This window comes from Deinococcus indicus (assembly GCF_002198095.1).
Lineage (GTDB): Bacteria > Deinococcota > Deinococci > Deinococcales > Deinococcaceae > Deinococcus > Deinococcus caeni.
The window spans coordinates 863,232-876,996 of record NZ_NHMK01000009.1 but is presented as its reverse complement, the minus strand read 5'-3'; the positions used below and the strand labels follow the sequence as shown (position 1 = coordinate 876,996).

At 70.9% G+C, this 13,765-nt stretch carries 11 protein-coding genes; 1 reads left to right on the top strand and 10 read right to left on the bottom strand.

What is annotated here, in order from left to right; all coding sequences use genetic code 11:
- Window positions 1-17: 17 nt before the first annotated feature.
- From CBQ26_RS21250 to CBQ26_RS06665, 5 genes are all read right to left on the bottom strand, one after another.
- On the bottom strand, window positions 18-3,491 hold the full coding sequence (locus CBQ26_RS21250) for a diguanylate cyclase (protein ID WP_143341985.1): 3,474 nt from the start codon (window positions 3,489-3,491) through the stop codon (window positions 18-20).
- Complete coding sequence (locus CBQ26_RS21760; protein ID WP_088247759.1) at window positions 3,481-5,220, bottom strand: winged helix-turn-helix domain-containing protein; 1,740 nt, start codon at window positions 5,218-5,220, stop codon at window positions 3,481-3,483. The genes CBQ26_RS21250 and CBQ26_RS21760 overlap by 11 nt, the downstream gene beginning before the upstream one ends.
- Before the next feature lie 160 nt (window positions 5,221-5,380).
- Entirely contained in the window at window positions 5,381-6,259 is an 879-nt protein-coding gene (locus CBQ26_RS06675) for an alpha/beta hydrolase family protein (RefSeq protein ID WP_229844030.1), read from the bottom strand.
- Window positions 6,217-7,284, bottom strand: a complete 1,068-nt coding sequence (locus CBQ26_RS06670; RefSeq protein WP_088247757.1) for a histidine phosphatase family protein — start codon at window positions 7,282-7,284, stop codon at window positions 6,217-6,219. Before CBQ26_RS06670 ends, CBQ26_RS06675 begins: the two co-directional genes overlap by 43 nt.
- A 91-nt stretch (window positions 7,285-7,375) precedes the next feature.
- Entirely contained in the window at window positions 7,376-7,612 is a 237-nt protein-coding gene (locus tag CBQ26_RS06665) for a hypothetical protein (RefSeq protein WP_088247755.1), read from the bottom strand.
- 238 nt (window positions 7,613-7,850) lie between these two features.
- On the opposite strand from CBQ26_RS06665, the gene icd reads away from it, so the two are divergent.
- Window positions 7,851-9,107, top strand: coding sequence for an NADP-dependent isocitrate dehydrogenase (icd, locus tag CBQ26_RS06660; RefSeq protein WP_088247753.1), 1,257 nt, complete (start codon window positions 7,851-7,853; stop codon window positions 9,105-9,107).
- 74 nt (window positions 9,108-9,181) lie between these two features.
- On the opposite strand, the gene CBQ26_RS23125 is transcribed toward icd, so the two are convergent.
- The 5 genes from CBQ26_RS23125 to nadB form a co-directional block, all read right to left on the bottom strand.
- Window positions 9,182-9,625 (bottom strand): IS5 family transposase, encoded by a 444-nt coding sequence (locus CBQ26_RS23125; protein WP_373297168.1) that lies wholly within the window; start codon window positions 9,623-9,625, stop codon window positions 9,182-9,184.
- Window positions 9,622-10,077, bottom strand: coding sequence for a transposase (locus CBQ26_RS23120; RefSeq protein WP_088249312.1), 456 nt, complete (start codon window positions 10,075-10,077; stop codon window positions 9,622-9,624). Before CBQ26_RS23120 ends, CBQ26_RS23125 begins: the two co-directional genes overlap by 4 nt.
- Window positions 10,078-10,248: 171 nt before the next feature.
- The gene (gene nadA, locus CBQ26_RS06650; RefSeq protein ID WP_088247751.1) at window positions 10,249-11,313 is read right to left on the bottom strand and encodes a quinolinate synthase NadA; all 1,065 of its coding nucleotides are present in this window, start codon (window positions 11,311-11,313) and stop codon (window positions 10,249-10,251) included.
- A complete protein-coding gene (gene nadC / locus CBQ26_RS06645) occupies window positions 11,310-12,173 on the bottom strand; it encodes a carboxylating nicotinate-nucleotide diphosphorylase (protein ID WP_088247749.1) in 864 nt (287 codons plus the stop codon). Before nadC ends, nadA begins: the two co-directional genes overlap by 4 nt.
- Before the next feature lie 34 nt (window positions 12,174-12,207).
- A complete protein-coding gene (gene nadB / locus CBQ26_RS06640; RefSeq protein WP_088247747.1) occupies window positions 12,208-13,755 on the bottom strand; it encodes an L-aspartate oxidase in 1,548 nt (515 codons plus the stop codon).
- Window positions 13,756-13,765 lie beyond the last annotated feature (10 nt).

The following is a 13,765-nucleotide window of genomic DNA, read 5'->3' as shown; positions in this document are numbered from 1 at the left end:
ACTGCTGGAGCGTGCGGTCAGTGCCCGGCTTCCGGCAGCACGCAGACCCGGTTGCGTCCGGAACGTTTGGCGCGGTACAGCTGCTCGTCGGCCAGCGACACCAGCCGCTCGTGGTTCGGGACGCGCGGATCGGTCGCCACGCCCATCGACAGTGAGACCGTCAGCGACGGGTGAATCTGTGACCAGTCGTAGGTGCCCACCAGTTCACGCACCCGCTCGCAGATCCGTTGGCCCTGCTCGGTGGTGGTGTTCGGGAACACGAACAGGAACTCCTCGCCACCGTACCGCCCGACGCTGTCGGTGGGCCGCACCGCACTCTGGAACAGCGCCGCCACCGCGCGCAGCACCTGATCCCCCACCAGATGCGAGAACTGATCGTTGATCTGCTTGAAGTGATCGATGTCCGCCATCGCCACGCACAGCGGCGCCTGCGTGACCCGCCCGTGCAGGAACTCGTGCTGCAACACGCCCTCCACATGCCGCCGGTTGAACAGGCCGGTCAGGCCGTCTTCCGACAGCTGCCGTTCCAGCAGCCGCGACTGCTCCTCGAGCATGTTCACCAGCCCGCTCTTCTCGGTGTTCACGCGTTCCAGCGCCTCGTTGGCACTCGCCAGTTCGATGGTCTTCAGGCGGTAGATCTGCGCCTCGGACTTGACCCGCTCGACTTCCAGCTGCGTCATCAACGCCCGCGTCTTCAGGGCCGCCGTCACGCTGTGAGTCTCACGTTCCACGTCATGGTGCCGCCGGTACAGCTCGAACGCTTCCTGATAGCGGCCCTCGGCGGCGCACAGCTCGGCCAGTTGCAGGTACGTGCTCATCATGATGCTTTTCGCTGCCAGCGGCTCGGCCAGGGCAAGGGCCTGACCGTAGTGCTCGCGCGCGCCCACGGAATCACCGGTGTTCTGAAGCACCCGTCCGAGTTCCAGGTGATGTTCGGCCTGCGGGATGGTCAGATCGTGCGTCTGCGCGTCCCGGATGGCCTGCCGGAGCAGCGCGATGCCTTCCGGCACATTGCCCAGCTGAGCGGTGGCCCGGCCGGCCGTGGCCAGTGCGATGGTGCCGACCTCCAGGCTTCCGGCCTGCTCGGCGTACACCATGGCGGCCCGCGCGGCCTGCGCGGCCTGTTCCGGTTGCCCCAGGTCGAAGGCGACGGTGGCCTGCATGCTCAGCGCGAAGGCCACGCCACTGACGTGATCCAGCGACCGGTACAGTTCCAGGCACTCCCGCGCCAGTTCCATGGCCCTGGCAAGATCGCGGTTGTAGTAATGCAGGTTCGAGAGGTTGTGCAGCGAATGCGCCTCGCGCAGGCGGTCGTGGTCCTCGCGGGCGATGCGCAGCACCACGGCGAGGTGATCGGCGGCCTTCTCGTACTCCTGCAGGTTCGAGTACACGGCGGCCGTGAAGTTCGCGCAGTCGGCCTGCAGGGCGCGGTTGTCGCACAGGATGCCGATGTCCATGCCCTGCGACAGGTGCGTCAGGGCTTCCTCGTACTGGCCGGCCATGAAGCAGTAGAAGCCGCTGGTGCGCTGCGCGAGGCCCAGGGTCAGGTCGTCGCCGCAGCGGCGCGCGGCGTCCAGGGCGCGCGGGGCGATCAGCGCGCCGCCCCTGGGGTCGCTCTGGCGGATACTCCAGGCCTGCTCGATCAGTTGCTGCGCTTCCCGGCAGTCCTCGGCGTGAAGTGGCGGGACGGGCGGGTGCAGGTCCGGGTGCAGGCGTGGGGCCAGCATGGGTTTGAGTTCCGGCTGGTTGCTGGTGACCATCATGATCAGGCGTTCCACGATGTCCGGGTCGAACTGCGTGCCGCTGCCGCGCTGCATTTCCTCCAGCGCGGCGGTGACGGTCCACGCCTCCTTGTACGGCCTTTCGGAGGTCAGTGCGTCGAACACGTCTGCGACTGCCACGATGCGGCCCGACATGGGGATGTCCGTGCCGCTCAGCTGGCGGGGGTAGCCGCCGCCGTCCCAGCGTTCGTGGTGCGTGCGGGCGATCTCCTCGGCGACGCGCAGCAGGCGGGACGTGCTGCCCTCCAGCACCTTCGCGCCGATGATGGTGTGGAGTTTCATGCGTTCGAATTCTTCCGGGGTGTACGGACTGGTCTTCAGCAGGATGTCGTCGCTGACGCCGATCTTGCCGATGTCGTGCAGGCGCGCGGCCCAGCGGATCAGGTCGACCTCCTCGGGCGGCAGGCCCATCATCTGCGCGAGCTGCCCGCTGAGTTCCCCGACCCGGCGGGTGTGCTGCCCGGTGCGGTCGTCGCGGTACTCGGCGGCCATGCCGAGGCGCGTGACGATCTCGATCTGCACGGCTTCCAGTTCGGCGGTGCGGACCCGGACGGTCTCCTCGGCCTGGAGGCGGGCGTGCTGCGCGGCCTCGTTCAGCTGGCGGTACACGTCGGCGTCGTGCCGGGCGCGTTCCGTCTCGAACTGACTGCGCAGCGACTGCACCTGCCGTTCGCTGTCCTCGGTGAACAGTTGCCGTTCCAGGTCCCGCAGGTCCCGCAGGAACGGGTACGCCTGCGCGACCTGCCCGTCGGCTTCCAGCCCGCCGACCAGGGCGTTCAGGATGGTCAGGACCGACGCGTTCAGGTGATGCTCGCGCGCCTGCCCGAGCGCGCCGCCCAGGTGCGTGAGCGCGCCCGGCGTGTCCTGGCGTGCGAAGGCCGCCCGGCCGAGGCTCAGCAGGGCGTTCACGCGGCCGTGTACGTCGCCGGTCGCCTCGGCCCAGTACAGCGACTGCCGGAACATCGCCTCGGCCTGCCCCGAGTCCCCGAGTTGCAGGTGCACCTGCCCCAGGTTGTCGAACAGATCGATCAGGTGCGTCGTCTGGTCGTGCGCGCGGGCCAGTTCGATGGCGTCCAGCAGCGTCCGGGTGGCCTGGGGGGCGTCCAGTTCCTTGTGGATCAGTCCCAGGATGCCCAGCGCGGCCAGTTCCGTCTGCAGGTCCCCGCAGCGGCGGGCGGTGTCCAGGCCGGGTTGCAGGAACGTCAGGGCGTGCGCGGGCTGACCCATCAGCAGGAAGGCGTGCGCGATGTTCACGCCGCACGCGCCGCGCAGTTCGTCCGGCAGTTCCTGGTACTGGTCGCACAGGCGCTGGCAGCCGTGCAGGGCGGCCAGCGCCTCGGCGTGCGCGCCCAGGTTGGCGTGCAGCATCCCGATGTTGTTCAGGCAGTGGGCCTGCCCGGCCCGGTCGCCGCGCCGGGCGTGCAGGTCCAGTTCCCGCTGCTGGCATTCCACCGCCAGCCGCAGCTGTCCGCCGCGCTGCGCGGCGCTGGCCAGCAGCGACAGCGCCTCGATCTCGGCCGCCTCGTTCCCGGCGGCGTGCGCGGCGTTCACGTAGTCGGTGGCTGCGCGCAGCAGTTCGCTCAGGGCGTCCGGGTGACTCCGGCCGCTCAGGGCGGCGCAGCGTCCGGCGTGCGCGTCCAGGCTGGTCAGGGGACCGCCGGGCGCCGCGTCCGGCCGGGCCGCCGGGGACAGGAGGGTGTCATCCGTCATGGGCGGGCCACTGGGATTCGGGAGATTGATCGGCCGCGTCGGGCAGGGACGCGGGCAGCGGCGCGGGACTCAGGTGCCGCAGCGCCAGCCGCAGCAGTTCGGAGGTACTGGCGGCGTCCTGCGGGCACACGACCAGCGACGTCTGGAGGTCCAGCGGCACGGGCGCCGACTGCCTGAGCTGCGTCAGGGCCGCGCCCAGCCGGTCCTGCCAGCCGCGCACCGCCCCGCCGGGGTCCGGCGGCAGGCGCAGCAGCAGCGCGAAGGTCGCGCCGTTCAGGCGGTACGCGCGGTCCTCGGCGCGGGTCACGCCCTGCAGCGTCCGCGCCAGCCGCGAGATCAGGTCGTTCCCGCCGGCGTACCCGGACGTGGCGTTCAGGTACCGGATGTTCCCCAGGTCCACCAGCGCCACCGCGAAGCGCGCCCCGTGCCGCCCCGAGAACGCCACCTCGGCGTGCAGGTCCGCCAGGAACGCCTGCCGGTTGCCCAGCCCGGTGTACTCGTCGGTCAGGGCCGAGCGTTCCAGGGCGCGCAGCAGGGTCGTCTGCGTCAGGGCCAGCGCCACGCAGCGCGCCGCGACCGGCAGCAGCAGGCTCGCCTCCCGCGTGGCCGTCCCGTGGGTGCCGAAGGGCCGCAGCGTCAGCGTCTGCTCGCCGATCTCGACGGTCAGGTCGCCCGGCAGCGCCGGCGACCCGCTCCAGTCGGGCGTCCCCACCGGCAGGCCCGTGCGGTGCAGGGCCGCGCCGGCCGGCCCGCCGGGGCGCGGGAACCACGCGGCGCAGGCGTCCGTGCCAGCCAGTTCCGCCAGGACCGGCAGGCTGACGTTCAGGATCTCCGGCACGCTGCGGGCGTCCTCCAGCAGGTGCGTGAGGGCCAGCAGCGCCCCGCTGTCCTGCCGCGCCTTCAGGGCGCGTGCCTCCAGCGCCTGTACCTGCTCGCTCAGCAGGCGGTGCGCTTCACGCTCGGCTTGCGCTTCCAGCGCGCGGCGCAGCGCACCGACAGCGGGCCGCGCCAGCGCGCACAGCAGCGCCCGCGTGTCCGCCTCCCACACCGCGCCGGGCCGCCCCGCGAACGCCAGCACCAGCCGCGACCCGGCCGCCGTGGGCAGCGGCAGCAGCAGCGCCGGCACGCCACCCGCCACCCTGATCCCTTCGGGAGCCGGTCCGCCCGCGACCCACGCAGAGGCGTCCGCCGCCGGGACCGGCGGTGGCGGCCAGCTGACCGGGCACGACCCGACCGCCGCCACGACCTGCGCGGCGCCCGGCTGGCCGCGCAGCAGCGCCACGCCGCCCACGCCCGGCACGCTGCCCACGCTGTCCAGCAGCGCCCGCAGAATCCCGGCCGGACTGGTCCCGTACTCGCCCACGAGTTCCAGCAGGCGGGTCGCGCCGACCGGTAGCGGGTCCGCGCCCGGCCCGTCGTCCGCCGGAACGCAGCGGTACCCGGCGCCCCGGACCGTCTCGATCCGCAGGTCGCTCCGGCCTTCCAGCTTGCGGCGGACGCGGTTCACGTACGCGTCCACCACCCGTTCGTCACCGCCGAACTCCAGCCCCCACACCCGCTCCAGAATGTCGGCGCGTGCGTACAACCGGCCCGGATGACTGCTCAGCAGAGTGAACACCGCCTGCTCCCGCGCGGTCAGCAGTGCGTCCGGCTCGCCGGCCCCCGGCCGGGTAGACGGGGCGGGCGCGGCCTCTGCCGCGAGTGCATCCCGCCGGGTCAGGTGGTTCATACCGGGCGATCCTGTCACGCTCCCGCTTACAGAATTCTCTCATACGGATTCCGTTTGTTTCGCCAACAATCCGGAACGTCACCGGATTGCCGGCTCCACGTCCGGAACCCGCCCCTCTCCCACTCGCATCCGCTCGGATTGAATGGGCTGCAAAGACCATTCAATCGGAGTCCGTATCATTCGGCGGGGAAGTCGCCACGGACGTCCCGCCCCCCAGGAACGCCAGCGTGGCGTCCCGCATCCGCACGCTGGTGTAATGCCCCACCCCCGCGAAGGTCCGTTCCACCAGCCCGGCCCCGCCCGGCCCGAACGCCTCCCGGTACGCCGCCGCCGTGGGCGCATGATGCGCCGCGAGCGAAAAGGTCGGGTCGGCCTCCCCGCTGGCCAGCAGCAGCGGCGTGAGCGGCGCGGCGCCCGCATGCACGACCGGGCGGTAGGCGTCCAGAAAGGCCCGCAGGTGCGGCGCCCGGACCGCCGGTTCCCGCCACACGCCGGACGTGATCAGCGCCGCCGTCCGCGCCACCGGCAGCCCAGCCTCCGGCAGCGTGCGCCGCAGCGTCTGCACCACGTACCCACCCATGCTGGACCCCACCAGCCACAGCGGCACCCGCCCGGCCCCCGGCCCGAACTCCGCGTGCGCCCCGGCCAGCAGCGCCGGAGCCTCCGCCACCGTGCGACTCACGCTCTCCCAGACGTACTCGCGGTCGTTCAGGCCCGGCGGCGTGTCACCCTGCCGCTCACCGTGCAGGGCCGCGTCCGGCAGGATCACCGCCGCGCCCCCGGTCCCCTCGCCCGCCGCCAGCGCCGCGTACACGCCCAGCTTGCCCTCCTTGGTCGCCCAGGCGCCGTGGTACACCACGCACAGCGCCGTCACCGCCTGTCCCTCCGGCGGAAGTTCCAGCAGGCACGGCACGCCGCCCAGCACCCGCCGCACCACCCGGTACGGCCGGCCCCCGACCAGCGGGGTCGCGTGCGGATCGGCCGGAACGCCGCCCGTCACGCCGGCCACCGCCGCGCCGCTCCGGTGTGCAGCGTCCACACGTCCGGGTTGCGCAGCGCCGCCCAGTCCTCGAAACCCAGACCCAACGCCAAGGCCAGCAGGTTCCCGTGCGTGACCACCACCGTCACGCCCGCCGGGTCACGCGCGTCCGCCAGGGCCGACTGGATGCGGGCGCGGGCCGCCGCGCCGGACTCGCCGCCCGGCAGGCACAGGCGTTCGTCCGAGAAACTGGCGCGCAGCCGCTCGCGCCAGTCGGCGCGGGATGCGCCGCTCAGCGTCCGCTCGGTCAGGCGCTCGTCCGTCGTGACGGGCAGCCCCAGCCGGTCGGCCAGCGGACGCGCCGTCGCCGCCGCCCGCACCCATGGACTGCTGACGATCCGCGTGACACCCAGCCCGCACAGCGAGGAAGCCAGGGCCTGCGCCGCTCCCTCGCCGTCGGGGGTGAGCAGCGCCCCCGGTTCCTGCCCGGTCGCCCGTGCGTGGCGCACCAGCAGCACCGTGCCGGGCTCCAGCACCCCCTCGCGGCTGTCGTCCGGCCCGGCGTGCCCGGCCCAGTCGTGCGTCAGCAGGTGCCGTAGCGCCGCCTGCGTGAGCCAGTCGAAGGTGTCCGGCGCGTCCCGGAAGCGGCGGCGGACCTCGCCCAACGGCACCCATTCGTGACCGGCGGCCCCGTCCCCCCGCTCCGTCAGGTCGCCGCTGGCCTGCACCCGGAAGAAGAAGCCCACGCTGTCCACCGGCCCGCGCCGGGTCTGGTACACGAAACTGGGCGTCAGGCACTCCACCTCGGCCGCCGGGGTCACGGTCATGGTGCCCCGCAGGTCCGTCAGGTAGCCGCTGACGGTCAGGCCCGTCTCCTCGCGCACCTCGCGGGCCAGGGCGTCTGTGATTCCCTCGAAGGGATCGAGCTGCCCGCCCGGAAATTCCAGCCGCCGGGGCTGCCCCGGTTTCACGCGGCGTTGCAGCAGCACCTCGCGCTCCCGTGGGCCGTCCCGTTCGATGACAGCGCGGGCGTTCACGTAGAAGTCCTTCCGGCGCCGAAAAAGCGGAATCCGTTCGAGATCCATGCCCGGCAGCGTACCGGACGTAGCGGCGCCCCCACAGCGGAAACCAGCCTCCCCGGACGGGAAGACTGGCGTAGGGGAGCTCAGGCCGGGCTTACTTGCCGTCGCCGTCGGTCGCTTCGCGCTTGCCCTCGTTGTACTCGGCGTTCGCTTCGCGGTTGTGGAGTTCCGCCTTGGCGCGGTCTTCCAGGGCCTCGGCCTTGTGGTGCGCGTCGCCCGTCACGGCGTGCGCGGCGTTGTGACCCGCTTCGCGCAGGCGGTCGGCGCCCTCGTTGATCTTGGCCTTAGCGGCGTCCAGCATGTTCCCGGCGGTGCTTTTGTCATCACTCATTGTGAACCTCCTGCAGTCTGGATTCCCGGTTGGGTCCCCCTACCATCCGCCATCCGGCGCGGGGCGCGGTGAGTCGGCCTTCACTCCCGCCGCAGCAACCCGAAGGCAAACCTTCATGAATTCAGGCGCCGCAGCCCCGCCCGGAACTCTGAACTGCGTCCAGACCGCGCCTTGAACCCTTCGGGTAACACGGACACCAACCCCCGATTCACCCGACTGGGGTACAGTGATTCCCGTCATGGATAACCACATCAAGGTGCCCGCGCAGGGCGAGAAGATCACGATGCAAGACGGCAAGCTCAGCGTGCCGAACCGCCCCATCATTCCCTTCGTCGAGGGTGACGGCACCGGCCCCGACATCTGGAAGGCCAGCGTGCGCGTCCTCGACGCCGCCGTCGAGATCGCCTACGGCGGCGAGAAGAAGATCGAGTGGATGGAAGTCTACGCCGGCGAGAAGAGCCTCGAAGTGTACGGCGCCAACGAGTGGCTGCCCCAGGGCACCCTGGACGCCTTCCGCGAGTACCTGTTCGGCATCAAGGGCCCGCTGACCACCCCGGTCGGCACCGGCATCCGCTCCATCAACGTCGCGCTGCGCCAGGAACTCGACCTGTACGCCTGCGTGCGCCCCGTCCAGTACTTCAAGGGCGTGCCCAGCCCCGTCAAGCGCCCCGAAGACGTGGACATGGTCATCTTCCGCGAGAACACCGAGGACATCTACGCCGGCATCGAGTACAAGGCCGGCACGCCCGAGGCCGACAAGGTCCGCGGCTTCCTGACCCGCGAGATGGGCGTCACCAAGATCCGCTTCCCCGACACCAGCTCCTTCGGCATCAAACCCGTCAGCCGTGAAGGCACCGAGCGCCTCGTGCGCGCCGCCATCCAGTTCGCCATCGACAACGGCCGCAAGAGCGTCGCCATCGTCCACAAGGGCAACATCATGAAGTTCACGGAAGGCGGCTTCCGCGACTGGGGCTACGAACTCGCCAAGCGTGAATTCGGCGCGGTGGAGATCGACGGCGGCCCCTGGTGCCAGCTGCCGAACGGCATCGTCATCAAGGACGTCATCGCCGACAACTTCCTCCAGCAGATCCTGCTGCGCCCCACCGACTACGACGTGATCGCTACTTTGAACCTGAACGGCGACTACGTCAGCGACGCGCTGGCCGCGCAGGTCGGCGGGATCGGCATCGCCCCCGGCGCGAACATCAACTACGTGACCGGCCACGCCATCTTCGAAGCCACGCACGGCACCGCTCCCAAGTACGCCGGTAAGGACGTCATCAACCCCTCCTCCGTGATCCTCTCGGGCGAGATGATGCTGCGCTACATGGGCTGGACCGAAGCCGCCGACCTGATCCTCAAGGGCCTGGACGACACCATCCAGCAGCGCGTCGTCACGTACGACTTCGCCCGCAACATGGAAGGCGCTACCGAAGTCAAGACCAGCCAGTTCGGTGACAAGATCATCGAGAACATGAAAGCCCGCAAGGCATAAGCCACAGCAAAGAAAGAGGGGAGGCCCGGACGCCGCGTGTGCGGCCCGGGCCTCCCTTGTCTGTGGCTTAGAGTCTATCCGGAAAGTGTGCGGATGGGAGCGACAGGAGCCAACTTGCGCCAGATGATGAGACAGGACGCCAGTTCGACAAACCCCAGATACAGCTCCTGCCGCTTGTCCCAGCGCGTCAGAATGCGACGGAACCGATTGAACCAACTATGCCCGACCTCCACGACCCACCGCCGAGGGGGATGACGGTCCGGATCGCTCGGTGGAGGGAGAGGCTCCTGTTTCGTCGCCCTCTTCGGAATATGCGCGACCAGCCCTTCCATCTCAGCCAAGGCACGACATGCCCGCGTGTCGTACCCACGGTCCAGAAGCAGATGACGCTGTTCCTCCTCCTCAGGAGGAGGAACAGCGATGACCACAGCATCCAGGACGTCCATCAGCATCTTGCTGTCATGCCGGTTCGCTCCAGACAGCACCACGGCGAGTGGAATTCCTTTGGCATCTGTCAGCAGCGTGCGTTTACAGCCTGCTTTGCCTCGGTCGGTGGGATTGCTGCCCGTCGCTTCGGACGCTCCGAGGGCCCCCTTTTTCCGAGGGGAGCTTTGACGATGCTTCCATCAGCGGCTTGCCATTCCCAGTCGATCCCGAGCTCCTGGTCATATTCTTCCAGCACGATTGCCCAGGCCGCGCGTAAGCATCCGTGCTCGACCCAGGCAGTGAACCGTTCGTGGACCGTGGATTTTGGGCCGTAGCGACGTGGGAGTTGGCTCCACTGACTACCGGTTCTGGCGAGCCAGATCAACCCGTTGAAAATGGCGCGGGCGTCCCGTGGGGGACGCCCACTTTTCTTTCTGGGTTTGTCGATGACCAGGACTGGAGCCAGACGAATCCAGAGCTCATCCGGCACTTCCCAAAGGGTGTCCTGAGCGTTGATTTGATCTTGGTGCTGTTGCGTCGTCACTGCAGCTCAGTACACCATATTTTCCGGATAGGCTCTTATGCCCCTCCCCCTTGATGGGGGAGGCTGGGAGGGGGTGAGCAGTGTCGGCAGCATGGGTTGACGTGCTCTGCTCACAGCCGCAGACAGGCCCGCTCACCAGAGCGGCGGGTCGGGCCTGTCTGCGGCTGCGGGTTACCCGATGGCGAGCATGCGTTCGATGGGCACCAGCGCCTTCTCGCGGATGTCGGCGGGAACGGTCACGCGCGGCTGAAGGTTCTCTAGCGCGTCGCGGATGTTCTCCAGGGTGATCATCTTCATGTACTCGCAGCAGGCGGTGCGGCTGACCGGAATGAAGGTCTTGCCGGGCACGTCGTGTTCCAGGCGGGTGACCATGCCGGTCTCGGTGACGACGATGAATTCCTGCGCGGCACTCTCGCGGGCGCGGTGGACCATGCCCTCGGTGGAGTACAGCTGCAATTCCGGCAGGGCGCCCAGGATTTTCGTGGAGCAGCCGCACTCGGGGTGGATGAGCAGTTCGGCGTCCGGGTACGCGGCCTGCTGGTCCTGCACGTCCTCGGGGCGGATGGCCTCGTGGACGTGACAGGCGCCGTCCCAGACGTCCATGGCCCGGCCCGTCTCGCGGATGACGTGGGCGGCCAGGAAGCGGTCCGGGGCGAACAGGACCGGCACGTCTGCCGGGAGGTTCTGCACGATCTGCACGGCGTTCCCGCTGGTGCAGCAGTAGTCGCTCTCGGCTTTCACGTCGGCGGTGGTGTTCACGTACGTGACGACCAGCCCGCCGGGGTTCTGTGTTTTCCAGTCGCGGATGCCCTGCGCGGTGACGGTGTCGGCCAGCGAGCACCCGGCGCGCAGGTCGGGGAGCAGCACGGTCTTGTCCGGGTTGAGGATGGCGGCGGTCTCGGCCATGAAGTGCACGCCGGCGAACACGATCACGTCCGCGTCGGTCTTCGCGGCCTGCCGGGACAGGCCCAGCGAGTCGCCCACGTAGTCCGCGATGCCCTGCACCTCGGGCCGCTGGTAGTTGTGCGCGATGATCACGGCGTTCTTCTCTTTGCGCAGGCGTTCGATGTCCGCGCGGATCTGCGATTCGTCCGGGAGGACTTCGAGTTGCAGCAGGTCGCGGTTGGGCGTCTGCGGGCGCGGCACGACCGGGGTGCCGGCCGGGTCGGGGCGGTCCGTGACGGGGCGGTCCGTGACGGGGCGGGGGGTGGGGGCGGTGTGGGGCAGGTCGGTCATGACAGGTCCTCGGGGGCAGGGGTGTGTGGGTCGGGAAGGAAGTTCAGGCTGATGTCCAGCGCGGGGGCCGAGTGCGTCAGCGCCCCGGCACTCACGAAGTCCACGCCGCTGGCCGCCACGCGCGGCAGGCGTTCGGGGGTCATGTTGCCGCTGGCTTCCAGCGTCACGTGCGGCGCGAGGCGGTCACGCAGGGCCACGGCCTGGGCCAGCAGCTCGTCGCTCATGTTGTCCAGCAGCACGCGGTCGGCGCGGGCGTGCAGGGCTTCCTCCAGGCCCGCGAGATCCGGCACCTCGCACTCGATCTTCAGCAGGTAACTGTGGTCGCGGGCGCGTCGGATGGCTTCCGTGATGCTGCCGGCGGCGGCCACGTGGTTGTCCTTGATCAGGATGCCGTCGTCCAGGCCCGCGCGGTGATTGAAGCCGCCGCCGTGCCGCACCGCCTGTTTCTCCAGGTCGCGCCACAGCGGGGTGGTCTTGCGGGTGTCGAGCAGGCGCGTGTGCCCGCCGCCCAGCGCGTCCGCGTAACGGCGGGTCTGCGTGGCGACGCCCGACAGGCGCTGCATCAGGTTCAGGGCGAGGCGTTCGCCGGTCAGGAGGCTGCGGGCCGCGCCGCTGACCGTGCCGATCGGGCCGCGCGTGCGGGCCTCGCCGTCCCGCGCGGTCCAGGTGACCCTCACGGCCGGGTCCACCAGCGCGAAGACGCGCGTGGCGACCTCCAGGCCGCTCAGGACGCCCGGCTCCTTCAGCAGGAATTCGGCGGTGGCGCCCTGCGAGGCGGGAATGGTGGCGAGGGTCGTGGCGTCCCCCCGGCCGATATCCTCGGCCAGGGCGGCGCGCAGGCGCTCGTCGAGGCTCAGCACGGGGCGGCCCCCAGAGGTGACGTTGTGCGGGATTTCACGCGGAAGACCCTAGCACAGCCGGTACCGCCGCGCCCACCGGCACCCGCGCCACCGTGTCCCCCAGCGCGCGCGACTGCACGGAATGCACCGCGCCCGCCGCCTCGCCCGGAAAGTCCGTCCGGTGGTGCCCGCCACGCGACTCCTCGCGCGCCAGCGCCGCCCGCAGCACCCGTTCGCCGATCAGGGCCAGATGCCCGGCTTCCAGACTCTCGCGGGACTCGGTGGTCGTCACCGGCCACGCCCAGGCGTCCAGCGCGGCCCGCAGCGCCTCCCCGTCGCGCCGCAGGCCCGCCGCGCCCGCCACCAGCGACCGCAGTGCGGGCAGGCAGGCCGGGTCCACCAGCGGCGCCGGGAGTGCCTCGGTCCGCGCCGGCACCGGCTTCAGGACCGCCAGGGCCGCCCGCGCCGCCCGCGCGCCGAACACCAGTCCCTCGGACAGGCTGTTGCTCGCCAGCCGGTTCGCGCCGTGCAGGCCGCTGGACGCCACCTCACCCGCCGCGTACAGGCCCGGCACGCCCGTGCGGCCCTGCACGTCCGTCTGCACGCCGCCCATCGTGTAATGCACCGCCGGCTGCACCGGGATCAGGTCCGCGCCCAGATCAAGGCCCAGCGGCGCCAGGGACGCCGTGACCGTCGGAAAGCGAGAGCGCACGAACGCCGCGCCCAGGTGCCGCAGGTCCAGGTCCACCCGGCCCGTCGCGGCGATCTCGGCGGCAATCGCGCGCGCCACCACGTCCCGCGGCGCGAGTTCCAGCGCCGGATCGTAGCGCTCCATGAACCGCTCGCCCCGCGCGTTCAGCAGCCGCCCACCCTCGCCCCGCGCGGCCTCCGTCACCAGGAACGCCTCGCCGCCCCGCACCACCGCCGTCGGGTGGAACTGCACGAACTCCAGGTCCCGCAGCGCCGCGCCCGCCTGCCACGCCAGCCCCAGCCCGTCCCCCGTGCCCTCGGGCGGCGCGGTCGTCACCGGGTACAGCCGCCCGAAGCCCCCGGTCGCCAGCAACACCGCCCCGGCCCGCACCTCCACCGGCCCGTCCGGCGTGAGCAGGTCCGCGCCCACCACCGCACCCCCGGACACCCGCAGGTTCCGCACGAACGCGCCCTCCAGCACATTCAACGCCGCCCCGCGCCCCGCCTGAAGCGCCTCCGCCAGCGCCCGGCTGATCGAATGCCCCGTCGAGTCCCCCGTGTGCCGGATCCGCGCCCGGCTGTGCCCGCCCTCCAGCGTCACGTGCGCGCTGAACGTCACACCCAGGTCCCGCAGCGTCTCCACATGCGACCGCGCGTCCCGCACGAACGCCTGCACGGCCTCCGGCTCGCACAGGCCCCGCCCGGCCTTCAGGGTGTCGAGCGCGTGCGCGTCCTCGTCCCCCACCGCCAGCGGCGCCGCGATCCCCCCCTGCGCCCAGCGGGTCGAACCGCCCGTCAGCGGCGTCTTGCAGGCCAGCACCACATCCGCCCCGTAACTGCGCGCCGTCAGGGCCGCGTACGCGCCCGCCACACCGCCCCCGATCACCAGCAGCTCCGTCTCGACAATCTTCACGCCCGACAGG

Coding starts and splice junctions, on each gene's coding strand:
- CBQ26_RS21250 (WP_143341985.1), bottom strand. CDS start 3,491: ATGACGGATGACACCCTCCTGTCCCCGGCGGCCCGGCCGGACGCGGCG.
- CBQ26_RS21760 (WP_088247759.1), bottom strand. CDS start 5,220: ATGAACCACCTGACCCGGCGGGATGCACTCGCGGCAGAGGCCGCGCCC.
- CBQ26_RS06670 (WP_088247757.1), bottom strand. CDS start 7,284: ATGGATCTCGAACGGATTCCGCTTTTTCGGCGCCGGAAGGACTTCTAC.
- CBQ26_RS06665 (WP_088247755.1), bottom strand. CDS start 7,612: ATGAGTGATGACAAAAGCACCGCCGGGAACATGCTGGACGCCGCTAAG.
- icd (WP_088247753.1), top strand. CDS start 7,851: ATGGATAACCACATCAAGGTGCCCGCGCAGGGCGAGAAGATCACGATG.
- nadA (WP_088247751.1), bottom strand. CDS start 11,313: ATGACCGACCTGCCCCACACCGCCCCCACCCCCCGCCCCGTCACGGAC.